The following is a 16,299-nucleotide window of genomic DNA, read 5'->3' as shown; positions in this document are numbered from 1 at the left end:
CGGGCTACACCCCGACCAGCCCCGCGATCGCGACGAATGCCGCCGCGAACGACAGCAGCACGCTGTACGAGATGCCCAGCACGCTGAATTTGAGCAGCGTCGCCACCCAGCCCTGCCCGTAGATGCGCTTCTGCATGAGCAGCAGGTAGAGCGGCATCCACGTCCACAGCGCGCCCTCCACGACCAGGAACGCCGTGTGCGCCGGCCCCGGCTGTGGCGCCAGCCAGCGCTCCAGCGCGGCGACCACCAGCACCAGCAGCAGCGCCAGGCAGAGGAAGGCGTGGCTGTGCAGGGCGATGATCAGGTGTTCCATGTACAGGCGGTGCTTGAACAGGTAGGCCAGCTTCAGCATCAGCGCGAACACCGGCAGCAGCAGCATCAGCGCGGTGGGTGCGGCGCCGAGCGCCGCGTCCTTGAGCAGGTCGGGCTCGTCGCGCACGCGGGCGATGTTGCGCTGCGCGCGCCCGGCCTGGGCATTGAGCCAGTCGTTGGCGAACCCCGGCAGCCAGCGCGCCTCCAGCCGGTTGTGGACGGGATCCCACGGCCTGCCGTTGAACGACATCGTCGGGCTGTCATCGCCGGCGGGTGGCGGCGGCGGTGGCGTGCCGGCGCGCTCGGCCTGGCGCAGTGCCGCGATGCGGTCACCGGCCGCCTTCTCGATCGCGACCTCGAGCGCGACCAGGGCGGGGTCCGGGCCGACCGCGGGCTGCTTGCCGCTTCGCGCGTCGCGGGCTTCCTGCATTGCCGCGTCGCGCCGCGCGCGGACCTCGTCCACCGTCATCGCCTGCGACACGGCATCCGCCTGCGGCGTATCCGTTTCGATGATGACCCCGTCGCCGAAACTCAGCAGCAACTGGGCGACGAAGAACGTCACGATGGCGAGGAAGAAGAACAGCCGCACCGGGCTGACGTAGCGCACGCGGCGGCCGGCGAAGTACTCCAGGCTGAGGTGCCCCGGGCGCGCGAACAGCGGCCACAGCGTGCGTGGCGTGCGTGAGTCGAGGTCGAAGACGCTGTCCAGGAAATCGCCGACCAGGCTGCTGAAGTGGCGGACCAGTCCGGTGACCGGCTGCCCGCAGGCGTGGCAGTGGGGGCCGAGCAGGCGCGTGCCGCAGTTGCCGCAGGCCGCGCCGGGCGTTGGCGCGGGTGCCCGCGGCAGGGGCTGGACGGACGTGTCGTTGCCGGCGTCGGTCATGGGCTTCCCTCGTCTGGCACTAAGATAGCGGCCTGCCGCGACCCGGCGCCAGCATGCGGCCTGCCGTTGCGTGTGCGGCGCGCCACGCGCAACTTCCCCCGGGTTTCCTCTACGCATGTCAACGCCATCGCCCGTGCATTTCCGCCACGAAGTGCGCAGTACGGCCGTCCTGGCACTCCCGCTGGTCGCCGGACACCTGTCGACCGGGCTGATCGGCCTGGTGGACAGCGTGATCGCCGGCCACCACGGCACCACCACGCTGGCGGCGGTGTCGGTGGGCACGGCGATGTTCTGGCTGCCGATGATGGTGCCGATGGGCACGCTGATGGCGGTGCCGGCGCTGGTCTCGCAGCTCGACGGCGCCGGGCGACGCGATGAGATCGCCGCGCTGTTCCGGCAGGCGCTGTGGCTGGCGCTGGCCCTCGGGCTGCTGCTGTTCGCGTTCCTGAGCTTCGCCACGCTCGCCCTCGAACCCATGGGCATCGACGCGGCGATCCGCCCGGGCGCCCGCGATTTCATGCACGGGATCCGATGGGGCATCCCGGCGCTGACGCTGTACTACGCCATGCGCTACCTGAGCGACGGCCTGCACTGGACCCTGCCGACGATGCTGCTCGGCTTCGGCGGCCTGCTGGTGCTCCTGCCGCTGGGCTATGCGCTGGCGTTCGGGGCGTTCGGCATGCCCGAGATGGGCGCCGGCGGCCTGGGCCTGGCGTCGGCGATCATGATGTGGGCGCAGACGCTGGCGTTCGCCGCCTACCTGGCGCGCGCGCGCCGCTTCGCGTCACTGGGGCTGTTCGCGCGCCTCGACCCGCCGCGTCGCGCGCCGATCGCGATGCTGCTGCGCACCGGCCTGCCGATCGGCGTGACCGTGGCGATGGAGGGCGGGTTGTTCATCGTGACCGCGCTGCTGATTGGCCGGATCGGGCAGCTCGAAGCCGCCGCCCACCAGATCGCGATCAACGTCGCCAGCCTGTGTTTCATGATCCCGTTCGGCGTGGCCGAGGCGACCACCGTGCGCGTCGGCCACGCCGTCGGCGCGGGCCGTGGGCGCGACGGCGTGCGCCGCGCGGCGATGGCCGGGATGGTGCTGGTGCTCGCCACGCAGACGCTGTCGGCGCTGCTGCTGTTCCTCGGCCACGACATGGTGGCGGCGCTGTACACGCGCGATGCCGCGGTCGCCACGCTGGCCGGCTCGCTGCTGCTGTTCGCGGCCTGCTTCCAGTTCCCGGACGGCGTGCAGGTGCTGTCGGCGGGTGCGTTGCGCGGGCTGCGCGATACCCGCGTGCCGATGTTCCTGGCCGCGTTCGCGTACTGGGGCGTGGGCATGCCGCTCGGCGCGGGGCTCGGCCTCGGATTGGGCATGGGACCGCGCGGCATGTGGATCGGGCTGATCGCCGGCCTGCTGGTGGCCGCCGTGCTGATGGCGATGCGTTTCCTGCGCACGTCCGGGCGCATTCCGGCAGGCGGCCCAGTGACCGATGGCGGGTGACGACGGCCATCGGCAGCGGTGATACTGGCCGCAGCCGCTTCCAAAGCCTTCGCAGAGCACGCCATGTCCGCAACACACGCCGTTACCCCTCGCCGCCGCGGGCCGATCACCCGCGTCGCCGTGGGCGCCTGGAACGCCCTCAACTTCACGCGCCGGCTGGTCTTCAACCTGCTGTTCCTGCTGCTGGTGATCGTGGTGCTGGTGGCGCTGGCGTCCGCCGAGCGCGCGCACCCGCTGCTCGACCGCACCACCCTGGTGATCGCGCCGGAGGGCGCGCTGGTCGAGCAGTTCAGCGTCGACCCGGTCACCCGCAGCTTCAGCAAGCTGACCGGCCAGGACACCGCCGAAGTACGCCTGCGCGACCTGCTGCTGACGCTCGAGTCGGCGAAGGACGACAAGCGCATCGAGCGCGTGCTGCTGCGCACCGACCGCATGGCGTTCTCCGGCTACGCCTCGCTGCGCGAGGTGGCCGCCGCGGTGACCGAGCTGCGCGCGGCCGGCAAGCAGGTCGTCGCGTACGGCGAGTTCTTCGACCAGGCGCAGTACCTGCTGGCCGCGCAGGCCGACGAGGTCTACATGGACCCGCAGGGCGGCATGGTGCTCGAGGGCCTCGGCCGCTACCGCCAGTACTACCGCGAAGGCCTGCAGGACAAGCTCGGCGTCGACATCCACCTGTTCAAGGTCGGCGAGTTCAAGTCCGCCGCCGAGCCCTACGTGCGTGATGACGCTTCGCCCGAATCCAAGCAGGCCGACCTGTTCTGGATGAACGACATCTGGCAGCGCTTCCTCGGCGACGTGGCGCGCGCGCGCAAGCTCGACGCGGCCACGCTCGCGGCCGGCATCGACACCATGCCTGCCGGCATCGAAGCCGCCGGCGGCGACCTCGCCCGCTATGCGGTGGAACAGAAGCTGGTCGACGGCCTGAAGACCGTCGAAGAGCTGCAGCTGCTGCTTGCCGAGCGCGGCGTGGCCGACGAGGACAGCGACAGCGGCGTGCGCGAAATCTCCATGGACGCCTACCTGCAGCACGTCACCAGCCCGCTGGCCGATGCCGACGCGCGGCCGCAGGTCGCGGTGGTGGTGGCCGAGGGCCAGATCATGGGTGGCCAGCAGAAGCCGGGCACCGTGGGCGGCGAATCGACCTCCGCGCTGCTGCGCGCGGCGCGCGATGACGAGAAGGTCAAGGCGGTGGTGCTGCGCGTCGACTCGCCGGGCGGCGAGGTCTTCGCCTCCGAGCAGATCCGTCGCGAAGTCGTGGCGCTGAAGGCCGCCGGCAAGCCGGTCGTGGTGTCCATGGGCGACCTCGCCGCGTCGGGCGGCTACTGGATCAGCATGGATGCCGACCGCATCTACGCCGATGAATCCACGATCACCGGCTCGATCGGCATCTTCGGCATGTTCCCGAGCATCCCGCGCACGCTGGAGAAGATCGGCGTGCACACCGACGGCGTCGGCACCACGCGTTTCGCCGGCGCGTTCGATCCCACGAGGCCGCTGCAGCCCGAGGTCGGGCAGGTGATCCAGAGCGTGATCGACAAGGGCTATCGCGAGTTCACCGGCAAGGTCGCCAGCGCCCGCAACCAGACGGTCGAGGCTGTGGATGCGGTCGCGCGCGGCCGCGTGTGGAGCGGTGCACAGGCGAAGGAGCGCGGGCTGGTGGATGAATTCGGTGGCTTGCGCACCGCGGTCGCCGACGCCGCCGAGCGCGCCGGACTGGGCGACGCGGGCAAGTGGCGCCTGCGCTACGTCGAGAAGCCGATGTCGCCGTTCGAGACCTTCATCAGCGGCTTTGCCGGCAGCCGCGCCGGCCAGGCACTGCTTGGCCGCAGCGACTTCGTGCAGGGCTTGCTGGCCAAGGCGCTGCCGCAGGCCGAGCAGGAGCTGCGCTTCATCGAGCAGACCCTGTCCAAGGGCGGCAATCCGGTGAAGGCGGTCGTGCACTGCTTCTGCATGCCGTGAGCGGCATGCACGGCACGCGCTGGCGGCTCGACGGACAGCTTGCACTCGTCACCGGCGGCAGCGCCGGCATCGGCCGCGCGATCGCCGCGGAGCTCCTCGGCTTCGGTGCGCGCGTGCTGATCGCCGCGCGCGACGGCGACGCGCTGGAAGCCGCGCGCGACGAGCTCGCCGACGAGTATCCCGACGGCGAGGTGCGCGCCTTCATCGCCAACGTCGCCGACGACGAGCAGCGCCGCGAGCTGCTCGACTGGGTCGAGGACCAGGGCGAAGGCCTCAACATCCTGGTCAACAACGCCGGCGGCAACCTCGTCAAGCCTTCGGTGGACTACACCGAAGACGAGTGGCGCGAGATCTTCGAGGTCAACCTGTTCAGTGCCTTCGAGCTCTCGCGCTACGCGCATCCGCTGCTCGCGCAGCACGCGGCCAGCAGCATCGTCAACGTCGGCAGCGTGTCCGGCTCGACCCACGTGCGCACCGGCGCGCCCTACGGCATGAGCAAGGCCGCGATGCACCAGATGACCCGCAACCTCGCCTGCGAATGGGCGGAGGACGGCATCCGCGTGAACTGCGTCGCGCCCTGGTATATCCGCACCCGCCGCACATCGCCGAGCCTGGCTGATCCCGACTACCTCGACGAGGTGCTGATGCGCACGCCGATGGGTCGCATCGGCGAGCCGGAGGAAGTCGCGGCGGCGGTGGCGTTCCTGTGCCTGCCGGCGTCGGGCTACGTCACTGGCGAATGCATCGCCGTGGATGGCGGGTTCCTGCAGTACGGATTCTGAGGTGGCCGGTGCGGGCGCCGGCGCGGTGCACATGGCCGCGCGCGCGGTGTCGATCATCGGCCACCCGGCCGCGGTGATGACGCTGGCGGCGGGCGTGGCCGCCGCGGGCGGTGACGCAGCGCCGCGCACCGTCATGGGCATCGTGCTGGCCACCGCCGCCGTCGCCCTGGTCGTGGTGGCCTTCACGGTGGTGCGGACGCGGTCGGGGAGGTGGGCGCACGTGGACGCGTCCGCGCGCCACGAGCGCGCCGAGTTCAACGTCTTCGCGGGCGCGCTGATGCTCACCCTGGCGGTGGCCGGCCATCTGGTGCACGCGCCGCCTGCACTGGTGGTCGCGTTCGCGCTGGCGGGCCTGCTGGTGGTCGGCGGGCACCTGCTCCGCCATCGGCTGAAGGCGTCGCTGCACGTCGGCTTCGCGCTGTTCGCCGCCGGCATCGCCTGGCCGCACGCCGCGGTGACGGTGGTGCTGCTCGTACTCGCGTGCCTGGTGGCGTGGTCGCGGCTGCAGCTGCGGCGGCACACGCGTGCGGATGTGGTGGCCGGGGCGCTGCTGGGCGCCGCCTGCGGCGTGCTGTACCACGTGCTCCCGCCACTGATGCGCTGAAAGCCGGGCATGCGCCTGCGCGCCGTGCCGGACGTATCATTTCCAGCCTGATCCACCGCCACGGGCACCCCGCGCCATGCGTGCAACCTCGCTGACCATCGCGCTGCTCCTGCTGAGCAACGTGTTCATGACGTTCGCCTGGTACGCGCATCTCAAGGAGCTGTCGCACAAACCTTGGATCGTGGCCGCGCTGGCCAGCTGGGGTATCGCGTTCTTCGAATACATGTTCCAGGTGCCGGCCAACCGCATCGGCTACACCGTGTTCTCGATCGCGCAGCTGAAGATCCTGCAGGAAGTGATCACCCTGGCGGTGTTCGTGCCGTTCGCGCTGTTCTACCTGAAGGAGCCGCTGAAGCTGGACTACCTGTGGGCGGCGCTGTGCATGGTCGGCGCGGTGTATTTCGCGTTCCGCAGCAAGCTCGGCGGCTGACCGGAAGCCGCCGCCGACGACGCGGAAAATGAATACCGGGCGTGCGCCCGGGACGCTGCGTTTCCCTGCGGTGCGGGGGCGGGTTGCCCCATACTTGCGCCTGTCCCTCATTGCACAGGACCGCCCATGTCGCACTGGACCCGCGAACAGCTCCACCAGATCCTCGCCGACGCCTTCGGCGCCGACCGCGTCGCCACCCTCGACGACACCGAGACCACGCTCCAGGTCGTCCTCGCCGACGCCGGTGATCTCGAGGTGACCCTGGTCGCAAGCGAGCACCAGGTGTACTGCTCGACGCCGCTGGTCACCGGCGCGCAGGTGCGCGACCGCGCCGCGTTCAACGACGCCTGCATGCGCCTGAACCCGATCAACCCGCTGTCGAACCTCGGCCTGGCCACCGTCGACGGCCAGGATGTCTACGTGGTGTTCGGCGAGCTGTCGGCCGACTCCACCGGCGAGCAGATCGTCCACGAGATCCGCACCCTCGGCGTCAACGCCATCGACGCCATTGAAACCCTGCAGACGTACCTGGTGACCGCATGAGCATCCTCGCCAAGATCTTCACCCTGTTCCGCGGCACGGCCAACGAGGCCGGCCAGGCCGTGGTCGACAAGAACGCGATCCGCATCCTCGACCAGGAGCTGCGCGACAGCACCTCCGAGCTCGCGAAATCGAAGCAGGAGCTGACCAAGGTGATGGCGCAGCGCCAGCTGGCTGCCAACCGCGGCAGCGCGCTGCTCGACAAGCGCCGCGAATACGAAGGCTACGTGCAGGGCGCGCTGGCCAAGGGCGACGAGGGCCTCGCCCGCGAGGTCGCGACCAAGCTGTCCGACGTCGAGCGCGACCTGCAGGCCGAAGCCGACAACGTGCAGAGCCTCGACAGCAGCATCGGTTCGCTGAAGACCGCGATCCGCAGCACCGAGACCCAGCTGACGCGCCTGAAGCAGCAGATCGATACCGTGAAAGCGACCGAGGCCGTGCAGCGCGCGCAGTCGGCGGTGTCGGCGCGGCATTCCGGCGCCAATAGCAAGATCGGTACCGCACTGGATTCGCTGGAGCGCATCAAGCAGCGCCAGGAAGAGCAGGGCGCGCGCTTCGAAGCCGCGCACCAGCTCGAGCAGGAGACCGGCGACGGCGACCTGAAGTCCCGCCTGGCACAGGCCGGCCTGGTGCACGACCCGTCCAATGTCGACGGCATCCTCGAGCGCTTCCGCAAGCCGCAGGACGCCATCGTGCTGGACAGCCCGGCCTCGGCCGACGCGCAGAAGCTGCTGGCTGCCGAGTCGCTGTTCGACAAGCGCAGGTAGGCACGCCGTGGGATTGCTGGACAGGCTGCTCGGACGCAGGCCGGCCGCGCCCGCAGCGGCGCTGCCCGGCCCGGGCGAGCTCGCGCACGCGCCGCCGCTTGGCCTGCGCGTCGGCGGCCGCCTGCAGTTCGACCGCACCATGTACGGCGTCGCGCCGGGTGTCATGACCGAGGAGCTGCCGGGCGGCTACCAGGGCGTGCCCTGCTACGGCCACATCGATCTCGGCGACGGCTACGCGCTGCACCGCTTCTATCTCGACGACGACGCGTTCCTGCAGGTCAGCACCGTGTCCGGTGACGTCGACGGCATCCAGGGCTTCATCTTCCACGAGACCGTGCATCCGCCGGACAAGGCGGCGTTCCAGCGCTTCGTGACCGGCGACGCGCACCTCGGCGCCGCCGGCATCGACTATGCCGGCCACCGCTGGACCCGTGCCACGCAGACTACGGCGGGCGATGAACGCATTCCGCCGATGGTCTATGACGAAGTGCTGTACCGGCACCAGCCGCCGCGCCGCGACGACGACCTCACCCACTACGCGATGCTCTACAGCCGCGACGTGCCGGAACTGTCGCGCCAGGAACTGCTGCTGGTGTCTGCCGAGGATTCCGGCCCCGCCGACTTCAGCATCACCTATTCGGTCGGCGTGGAGCTCACCATCGCCGACCTCGACATCACCTGAGGCGCCGCGGCGCCCGACCCTCAAGGATTTCCGATGCAACAGGCCATCACGCTCGACAGCTTCCTCGCGTTCCTCACCTACTTCGGCGCCGGCCTCGGCGTGATGTTCGTCGCCGCCACGATCGTCCTGCTGGTGACGCCGCACAGCGAGATCAAGCTGATCCGCGCCGGCAATACCGCCGCCGCGGTGGCGTTCGGAGGCAGCCTGGTAGGCCTGGCGTTGCCGGTGCATTCGGCGATCAGCCATTCGGTCAGTCTGCTCGACGCGCTGATCTGGGGCCTGGTGGCCGCGGTGGTGCAGGTGCTGGCATTCCTGGTGGCGCGCATCGCCAGCGGCACGCTGTCGAAGCAGATCGATGACAACGTGGTCTCCGCCGGCATCTTCAGCGCCGCCATCGCGATCAGCATGGGCCTGGTCAACGCCGCCGCGATCACGCCGTGAGGAACCTGCCATGAAGAAGCGATCCAGCAACCTGCGGCTCACTCTGATGGCGGTGGCGATGCCCATCGGGCTGGCGGCCTGCGAGTCCGAGCCCACCGGCGTGGTGCTCAATTCAATCGACGACTGCCGCTCGCAGCAGGTCGACGTGGCTCAGTGTGAAACCGCGTACCGCGACGCCGTGGCCAAGCATGCGCAGGTTGCGCCGCGCTACGAGGATGCGATGCAGTGCGAGAGCGATTTCGGCAGCTGCCAGCCGGCGCGCGAGGAAGGACGCACGTATTACTCGCCGCCGATGGGCGGATTCCTGCTTGGCTACGCGCTGGCGGGCGGCTTCAGCAACACCGGCGCGCGCCAGGTGGCGGGCGGCGCACCGCTGTACCGCGACTATCGCGGCGGTGGCTACAGGAACGCCGGCGGCGATGCCGTCAGCCGCCAGACCGGGCCGGTCACCGGCAAGCGCGGCAGCATCGCCACGCCGGCGCGCGCGATCACCGTGTCGCGTGCCGGCTTCGGCTCGCGCGCGGCGGCGCGCGGCACGTTCGGTTCGCGCGGCGGCAGCTGACATGCGGCGCATCGCGATCGCGCCGCGCGCGGACTGGAAGCAGCAGGCCGAGTCGCTCGGCTTCCGTTTCCACACCATCGACGGCTCGCCCTACTGGGACGAGTCGGCGTACTACGCGTTCAGCCTGCGCCAGGTGGAGGACGACATCGAGCAGCCGAGCCAGGCCATCCACGACATGGCGATGGCGCTGGTCGACGAGGTGGTCGGCAGCGAGGAGCTGCTGGCGAAGCTGCACGTGCCGCCGATGTACTGGGACTGGATCGCATCGTCGTGGCGCAACGGCGACCCGCATCTCTACGGACGCATCGACCTCGCCTACGACGGTCGCGGCCCGGCCAAGCTCTACGAACTCAACTACGACACGCCGACGTCGCTGTACGAGTCGGCGTACTTCCAGTGGCTGTGGCTGGAGCAGCAGATCGCGTCGGGTGCACTGCCGGCCGGCAGCGACCAGTACAACGGCATCCAGGAAGTCCTGTGCGAGACCTTCGCGACGCTCGCGATGCAGCAGCGCATCGGCGCGCGCGTGCATTTCGCCGCGGTGCGCGAGTCGGAAGAGGACCAGGCCACCGTGCTGTACATGCGCGACTGCGCCCACCAGGCGGGCATCGACACCGCGCTGGTCGCGGTCGAGGACATCGGCCTCAGCGCCGACGGCTGGTTCACCGACGCCGACGACACCGTCATCCAGACGCTGTTCAAGCTGTATCCGCTCGAGTTCATGATGGAAGAGGAATTCGGGCCGAGCCTGGTCGCCAACACCATGCAGCTGCTGGAGCCGCCGTGGAAGGCGATCCTCAGCAACAAGGGCGTGCTGCCGCTGCTGTGGGAGCGCCACCGCGGCCATCCGAACCTGCTCGAGGCGCGCTTCGAGACCGTGCAGGGCGAGGTGCCGCCGCCGGGGTTCGTGCGCAAGCCGCTGTTCTCGCGCGAAGGCGCCAACATCGACATCGTCACCGCCGACGGCGAGCGCATCAGCACGCCCGGCCCGTACGCGGATGGCCCCGGCATCGTCCAGGCCTACCATCCGCTGCCGTGCTTCGACGGCAACTATCCGCTGGTCGGCAGCTGGATCGTCGCCGACCGCGCCTGCGGCGTCGGCGTGCGCGAGGACGCGACCCTGGTCACCCAAGACACCTCGCGCTTCGTGCCGCATGCGATCGTCGAAGACCCCGGCGCGGCCGGCGCGATCGAAGCCTGATCAGCGCGCCCGGCTTCGCCGATCAGTTGGCCGGAAGGCCGCAGGTGGTGTCGGCAAGGATGGTCGCCACGCGCGCGAACTCCTGCTGCAGTGGTCGCCGGTCGTTGCCGCGCGCATAGCGCCACGACGATTCGATCTCGCGCCCGCGCTGGCGCCAGCCGTCGCAGGCCGCGCCGTCCGGAACGCGCTCGCACTGGTCGTATGTCATCTCGCAGGCCGCCCCTGCGCCGCGGCTCGGGTCGCCGTCATGCCCGACCGTCTGCAGGCGCACGCAGCGCGGCTTGGGCTCGGCCGCTTCGCTGATGTAGCTGTCGTTGTCCGGGGTGTTGCAGCGGAAGATGGGCGGCGGCGGCAGGCGGTCGGCGTCGGCGATCTGCGACGGCCTGGGCGCGACCGGCCGCGGCTGCGTCGGCGGCGCTGGCGTATCCACGGCGGCCGCGGCTTCCGCACGCGTCGGCACCGGCGCCGGTTCCGCCGTGTGCGGCACATAGGTGGGCATGGGCGGCGGTGGCTGCACCACCGTGCGCTCCTGGCGGCTGCCCTTGGGGCAGGGCTCGTCGTTCTGCACGGTGAGCGCGCCGCTGGCGTCGGTGCAGCGGTAGATCACCACGTCGGCGGCCGAGGCCGGCAGGCCCGCGGCGAACAGCGCCGCCAATGCGAGGCGGCGGAAATGGATTGGAAGCATCAATACGTCCTGCAGTCGCTGTCGATGCGGGCGTTGAGCCCGCGCTCTTCGACGCGCAGGGTATCGCGCTCGACCTGCTGTGCGTTGAAGAACCGCGTGCGCAGCGCGTCGCGGCGGTCGCGCAGGCGCGCGCAGGCTTCGGCCTGCGGCAGCGGCTCGCAGCTGTCGTATTCCCAGTTGCCGCCGCCGTAGCCCGACAGGACATGTCCGTGGCCTGGGTGGGGCGGGGGGCGTGGTCGGCCGATATCGACCGGTGGACGAGGCGGATTGGCCGGGATACTGATGTCGCTGCGCATGGGTACGCTCAATCCGCCATCGCGCGCGGTCACGGTGGCGCCGCGCGTGGCGAAGTCGCCGCGCGCACCACCGGGGCGCCCGTGCGGGTCCGCGCCGATCGCGATCGGATATCCGGTGGACCACTCTGGCACCCAACGCGGTTCGCCGCTGCCGTTGTCGCTCTCGTAGCGACTGCCGTCGGGGCGCGTGCATTCGTAGGTGGGCGCGGCCGGCGCAACGATCACGATCCGCACCGGCGCAGGCGGCGCGTCGGCGGCAGCGGGTGGCAATGCCTTTGCGGCAGGTGCAATGGCGTCCACCGGCCGGACCATGGTGCGCACCTGCTGCTGTTCGCCCGCGGCGCACGGCTGGTTGCCGATCACGACCTCGCCATCCGCACCCACGCAGCGGTAGATCGTGACCTCGCGCGCGGGCGGCGCCGCATGCGCGGCGGACATGCCGGCCAGTGCGAGCAGGATCGACACGGGGATGGAGAGCCGGGTCATGGCCACATCTTGCACCTTCGTCGGGACGGTGCCGCCGGGCGCCTGCCTGCCCGGCGGCGATTGTTCACGAAAGTGAGCCCGCCTGCGCTATGCGGCGGCATGCGTGGATCACTTCGCGCGGCGGTACTCGATGCGCATCGTGCGCGCCTCCGCGCCGTCGCGGGTCTCGAACATCTCCATCACATGGTTGTCGGCGTCGATGATCTGGAGGGTTTCCCGTATCGGGATCGGCTTGCCACCGGCCGCGGGGTCCGCCATCTCGCTGCGGAAGGTGTAGGTGCCGGTGGCCGCGTCGTAGTCGCCCAGCGCAATCATCACTGCGGTCGACATGTTGTCGACCCAGGTGGAGGTGTAGCGGCGCAGGGTGTTGTCGTAGCCGGTGGTGCCGAAGCCGGTGAACGGCTGGCCCATGAACTGGCCCTTGAACGCCATGTGCACGTGGCGCCCGTCCAGCACCATGGAGTTGGTCGATGTGCCCGTCTCGGTCATCGGGGGCGCGGCGGGATCCATCCACATCGACATGGTGGCATTCCACGTCCCGGCGAGCTGTTCGCCGAGGCGGGCATGCTCGGCGCCCGGCGTCCCCGCCTTGGTCCAGGCGTCCATCATCGCTTTCTGTTCGGCGGTCATGGCCGGGGCGCCGGTGGCCGGGGGTTCGGCCGCCATCGACAGGGGCAGTGCACAGGCCAGCACCAGGGCCAGGCCGCAGCGGTGGGTCGTGTTCATGGCATGTCCTTGCATCGTCGGCCCGTGCCGGCGGGAGGCCGATCCTAGGCCCGGCGCGGGCGGAACGCACGACGCACTGCGGCAGCGCGACTAGTCGCGCAAGGCGGCCCCACTGCGGGCGTCACGGATCGTCGTCGGCCGCTCCAGGCCGCCGGTGTCACCTGGCAGCACGGCGTCGACGGCCTCGAGCAGCGCCGGTGCGAGCTCGGCGAGGGTGCGCGCCGGCGGCTCTCCCGCGGCGTTGGCACTGGTCGACACCAGCGGCCGCCCGACCCCGCGGCACAGCGCCGCCAGCAGCGGATGGGCACTGACGCGGACGGCCACGGTGTCGTGGTCGCCGGTGATCCAGCGCGGTACGGCAGGCAGGGCCGGCAGCACCCAGGTATTCGGCCCTGGCCAGGAGGCGAGCACTGCAGCGCGGTTCGCGGCGGGCAGGGCGTCCCAGTCGACCAGGCCATCCAGCTGGCCGGGATCCGACGCGACGAGGATCAGGCCCTTGGCGACGTCGCGATGCTTGATTGCCAGCAGGCGCGACACCGCGGCCTCGTCGAACGGGTCGCAGCCCAGCCCCCAGACGGCCTCGGTCGGACACGCGATCACGCCGCCGCGGCGCACGGTGGCGACGGCAAGGGCGAGGTCGGTGTCGGGCGGCGACGGCATCGGCCGATTGTAGGCCGATGCCGGTCGCGGGCGTTCCGCGTCGTCGCCATCCGTCCAGGTCATGGTCGGGTGGCGCCGCGCGGGCGCGCGTCAGAACGGTGCGTCGTCGTCGAGCGGTGCGTGCGTCGCTTTTGCGGCCGTCTTCTTGACGACGGTCTTCTTCGCGGTGGCCTTCTTTGCCACCGGCCCGGCCACGGCCGCGGTGGCTACGGCCTGCTTGGCCGCGACCTTTTTCACCGCCTTCCTGGTCGCCTTCTTCGCCGTCTTCTTCGCGGTTTTCTTGGCGACCTTCTTCGTCGCCTTGGCAGCCCCTGCATCCGCGGCCACCGCGGTCTTGCGGGCCGCCTTCTTGACGACCTTCTTCGCGACCTTCTTGCCGAAGCCCTTGCGCATCGGCTTGCCGGTCTCTTCCATCAGCGTGACGACTTCCTCGAAGGTCAGCGAGGCGGGCTCGCGGTCCTTCGGGATCTTGCCGTTGAGCTTGCCGTCGCTCAGGTAAGGTCCGTAGCGGCCGTTGAGCACCTGGATATCGCTGCCCGGGAATTCCTTGATGATCCGGTTGCGCGCGATCTCTTCCTTCTCTTCGATCAGGAACACCGCGCGCGCCAGGTCGATGGTGTACGGGTCGTCTTCCTTCTTCAGCGAGGCATACACGCTGCCGCGCTTGGCAAACGGACCGAAGCGGCCCACGCCGACGCTGACCTCCTCGTCCTTGTCCTGGCCGAGCGTGCGCGGCAGGCGGAACAGGTCGATGGCGTCCTCGAGCGTGATGGTGTGCATGCTCTGGCCGGGGCGCAGCGACGCGAAGCGCGGCTTCTCCTCCTCGTCCTCGGCGGTGCTGCCGATCGCCGCGTACGGCCCGTAGCGGCCCAGGCGCACGCTGACCGGCTTGCCGGATTTGGGGTCGGTGCCCAGTTCGCGGGCACCGGTGGCCTGGCTGCGGTCGACGCTCTCGGTCTTCTCGTCCACCAGTTCCTTGAACGGGCCCCAGAACTTCGCCATCAGCGGCACCCACTCTTCCTCGCCGCGGCTGACCGCGTCGAGTTCGTCCTCGAGCTTGGCGGTGAAGTCGTAGTCGACGTAGCGGGTGAAGTGGCCGCTGAGGAAGTTCGAGACCGCGCGGCCGACGTCGCTGGGACGGAAGGCGCGGCCTTCCATCTCGACGTACTTGCGGAACTGCAGGGTCTGGATGATCGACGCGTAGGTCGAGGGGCGGCCGATGCCGTACTCCTCGAGCGTCTTCACCAGCGAGGCTTCGGTGAAGCGCGGCGGCGGCTGGGTGAAGTGCTGGTCGGCGTGGATGCGATCGACCGGGACGCGGTCGCCAAGCTTCATCGCCGGCAGCTTGCGCCCTTCGTCCTCGTCGTCCTTGCCCTTGCTGTCCTTGCCTTCCTCGTAGACGGCCAGGAACCCGGGGTCGACGACCGTGGTGCCGCTGGCACGGAAGCCGTGCTCGCTGCCGGCGGCCAGGTCGACCGACACGGTGTTGAGGATCGCCGGCACCATCTGCGAGGCCACCGCGCGCTTCCAGATGAGCTCGTACAGGCGGCGCTCGTCGTCGGACAGGAAGCGGGCGACCTGCGCCGGGGTGCGCAGCGCCGAGGTCGGGCGCACGGCCTCATGGGCCTCCTGCGCGTTCTTCGACTTGGTCTGGTAGAAATTCGGCTTGTCGGGCAGCGCCTTGGTACCGAAGTCGCGCGCGATGACGTCGCGGATCTCGCCCAGCGCCTCGACCGACAGGCTGACCGAGTCGGTACGCATGTAGCTGATCAGGCCGACCGCGCCTTCCTCGCCGATCGCCACGCCCTCGTAAAGCTTCTGCGCGACCTGCATGGTTCGGCGTGTGGTGAAGCCGAGCTTGCGCGACGCTTCCTGTTGCAGCGTGGAGGTGGTGAACGGCGGCGCCGGGCGGCGCTTGCGCTCCTTGCTCGCGACGTCGGTGACGTGCAGCGCGCCCTGCGCGGCGGACACGATGCGCCGGCGCGCGTCTTCGGCGGTGTCGCCGTCGGTGACGGTGAACTGTTCGAACTTTTTGCCGTCGAGCTTGGTGAGTTTGGCGGAGAAGGCCTGGGTCGGATGCGCGCACTCGGCCTCGATGGTCCAGTACTCGCGGGCGATGAAGGCTTCGATCTCCTCCTCGCGCTCGACGATCATGCGCAGCGCCGGGGACTGCACGCGGCCGGCGGACAGGCCGCGTTGCACCTTTCGCCACAGCACCGGCGACAGGTTGAAGCCCACCAGGTAGTCCAGCGCACGCCGCGCCTGCTGGGCGTCGACCAGGTCGCCGGCGATCGCGCGCGGCTTGAGCATCGCTTCCTTGATCGCGCGCGGGGTGATCTCGGTGAACACCACGCGATGCAGCTCCTTGCCCTCGAGCAGGCCGCGCTCGCGCAGGATCTCGGCGATGTGCCAGCTGATGGCCTCGCCCTCGCGGTCCGGGTCGGTGGCGAGGTAGATGCCCTCGGCCCCCTTCGCCGCCTTGGCGATCGCCTCGACGTGCTTCTCGTTCTTCTCGATCAGGTCGTAGCGCATCCGGAAACCGTCTGCCGGATCGACCGCGCCCTCCTTGGGGACCAGGTCGCGCACGTGGCCGTAGCTGGCCAGGACGGTGAAATCCTTGCCGAGGTACTTGTTGATCGTCTTGGCCTTGGCGGGCGACTCGACGATGAGGAGATGCTTGGCCATCGCGGGGGTGGTTTCCGGGTGCGGCGCGGGCGCCGCGACTAGCGGTTGAAGGGAGGCGTAGAAGACAACGCCCGCGGCATGGGCCACGGGCGTTCAGTTTGCAGTC

17 protein-coding genes are annotated in these 16,299 nt (G+C 70.1%); 11 read left to right on the top strand and 6 right to left on the bottom strand.

The window, feature by feature from the left end; genetic code table 11:
• Positions 1–4: 4 nt before the first annotated feature.
• The gene (locus tag JGR64_RS12740; protein ID WP_199373841.1) at positions 5–1,195 is read right to left on the bottom strand and encodes a DUF3667 domain-containing protein; all 1,191 of its coding nucleotides are present in this window, start codon (positions 1,193–1,195) and stop codon (positions 5–7) included.
• A gap of 115 nt (positions 1,196–1,310) precedes the next feature.
• Here JGR64_RS12740 and JGR64_RS12735 point away from each other — a divergent pair, with 115 nt between their 5' ends.
• From JGR64_RS12735 to JGR64_RS12690, 11 genes are all read left to right on the top strand, one after another.
• Positions 1,311–2,687 carry an MATE family efflux transporter gene (locus JGR64_RS12735; RefSeq protein ID WP_199373839.1) on the top strand — a complete coding sequence of 459 codons (1,377 nt, stop codon included), beginning with the start codon at positions 1,311–1,313 and terminating at the stop codon, positions 2,685–2,687.
• 63 nt (positions 2,688–2,750) lie between these two features.
• Complete coding sequence (gene sppA / locus JGR64_RS12730; RefSeq protein ID WP_199373837.1) at positions 2,751–4,646, top strand: signal peptide peptidase SppA; 1,896 nt, start codon at positions 2,751–2,753, stop codon at positions 4,644–4,646.
• A gap of 5 nt (positions 4,647–4,651) precedes the next feature.
• Complete coding sequence (locus JGR64_RS12725) at positions 4,652–5,428, top strand: SDR family oxidoreductase (RefSeq protein ID WP_199374366.1); 777 nt, start codon at positions 4,652–4,654, stop codon at positions 5,426–5,428.
• A 1-nt stretch (position 5,429) separates the two neighbouring features.
• Positions 5,430–6,032 (top strand): hypothetical protein, encoded by a 603-nt coding sequence (locus tag JGR64_RS12720; protein WP_199373835.1) that lies wholly within the window; start codon positions 5,430–5,432, stop codon positions 6,030–6,032.
• Positions 6,033–6,108: 76 nt separating this feature from the next.
• The gene (locus JGR64_RS12715; RefSeq protein ID WP_199373833.1) at positions 6,109–6,462 is read left to right on the top strand and encodes a DMT family protein; all 354 of its coding nucleotides are present in this window, start codon (positions 6,109–6,111) and stop codon (positions 6,460–6,462) included.
• Between the two features lie 126 nt (positions 6,463–6,588).
• Positions 6,589–7,005, top strand: a complete 417-nt coding sequence (locus tag JGR64_RS12710; protein ID WP_199373831.1) for a DUF2170 family protein — start codon at positions 6,589–6,591, stop codon at positions 7,003–7,005.
• Positions 7,002–7,769: a PspA/IM30 family protein gene (locus JGR64_RS13940; protein WP_233348207.1), complete on the top strand. Its 768-nt coding sequence runs from the start codon at positions 7,002–7,004 to the stop codon at positions 7,767–7,769. Before JGR64_RS12710 ends, JGR64_RS13940 begins: the two co-directional genes overlap by 4 nt.
• Positions 7,770–7,782: 13 nt before the next feature.
• Entirely contained in the window at positions 7,783–8,451 is a 669-nt protein-coding gene (locus tag JGR64_RS12705) for a DUF2491 family protein (protein WP_233348260.1), read from the top strand.
• A gap of 33 nt (positions 8,452–8,484) precedes the next feature.
• Positions 8,485–8,892 carry a DUF350 domain-containing protein gene (locus JGR64_RS12700; RefSeq protein WP_199373827.1) on the top strand — a complete coding sequence of 136 codons (408 nt, stop codon included), beginning with the start codon at positions 8,485–8,487 and terminating at the stop codon, positions 8,890–8,892.
• Between the two features lie 10 nt (positions 8,893–8,902).
• The gene (locus JGR64_RS12695; protein ID WP_199373825.1) at positions 8,903–9,454 is read left to right on the top strand and encodes a DUF1190 domain-containing protein; all 552 of its coding nucleotides are present in this window, start codon (positions 8,903–8,905) and stop codon (positions 9,452–9,454) included.
• Between the two features lies 1 nt (position 9,455).
• Positions 9,456–10,655: a glutathionylspermidine synthase family protein gene (locus tag JGR64_RS12690; RefSeq protein WP_199373823.1), complete on the top strand. Its 1,200-nt coding sequence runs from the start codon at positions 9,456–9,458 to the stop codon at positions 10,653–10,655.
• A 22-nt stretch (positions 10,656–10,677) separates the two neighbouring features.
• Here JGR64_RS12690 and JGR64_RS12685 read toward each other — a convergent pair whose 3' ends face one another.
• The 5 genes from JGR64_RS12685 to JGR64_RS12665 all read right to left on the bottom strand — a co-directional run bounded on the left by JGR64_RS12685 (position 10,678) and on the right by JGR64_RS12665 (position 16,193).
• Complete coding sequence (locus JGR64_RS12685; protein ID WP_199373821.1) at positions 10,678–11,340, bottom strand: DUF4124 domain-containing protein; 663 nt, start codon at positions 11,338–11,340, stop codon at positions 10,678–10,680.
• A complete protein-coding gene (locus JGR64_RS12680; protein WP_199373819.1) occupies positions 11,340–12,122 on the bottom strand; it encodes a DUF4124 domain-containing protein in 783 nt (260 codons plus the stop codon). Before JGR64_RS12680 ends, JGR64_RS12685 begins: the two co-directional genes overlap by 1 nt.
• A gap of 108 nt (positions 12,123–12,230) precedes the next feature.
• On the bottom strand, positions 12,231–12,848 hold the full coding sequence (locus JGR64_RS12675; protein WP_199373817.1) for a DUF1579 domain-containing protein: 618 nt from the start codon (positions 12,846–12,848) through the stop codon (positions 12,231–12,233).
• A gap of 90 nt (positions 12,849–12,938) precedes the next feature.
• A complete protein-coding gene (locus tag JGR64_RS12670) occupies positions 12,939–13,508 on the bottom strand; it encodes a Sua5/YciO/YrdC/YwlC family protein (RefSeq protein ID WP_199373815.1) in 570 nt (189 codons plus the stop codon).
• Between the two features lie 90 nt (positions 13,509–13,598).
• Positions 13,599–16,193, bottom strand: a complete 2,595-nt coding sequence (locus JGR64_RS12665; RefSeq protein WP_199373813.1) for a DNA topoisomerase I — start codon at positions 16,191–16,193, stop codon at positions 13,599–13,601.
• Positions 16,194–16,299 lie beyond the last annotated feature (106 nt).

The organism is Luteimonas sp. MC1572, from assembly GCF_016615815.1.
In the GTDB taxonomy this organism is placed as follows: domain Bacteria; phylum Pseudomonadota; class Gammaproteobacteria; order Xanthomonadales; family Xanthomonadaceae; genus Luteimonas.
The sequence above is the reverse complement of the archived record's forward strand: the minus strand, read 5'-3'. Positions and strand labels throughout refer to the sequence as shown.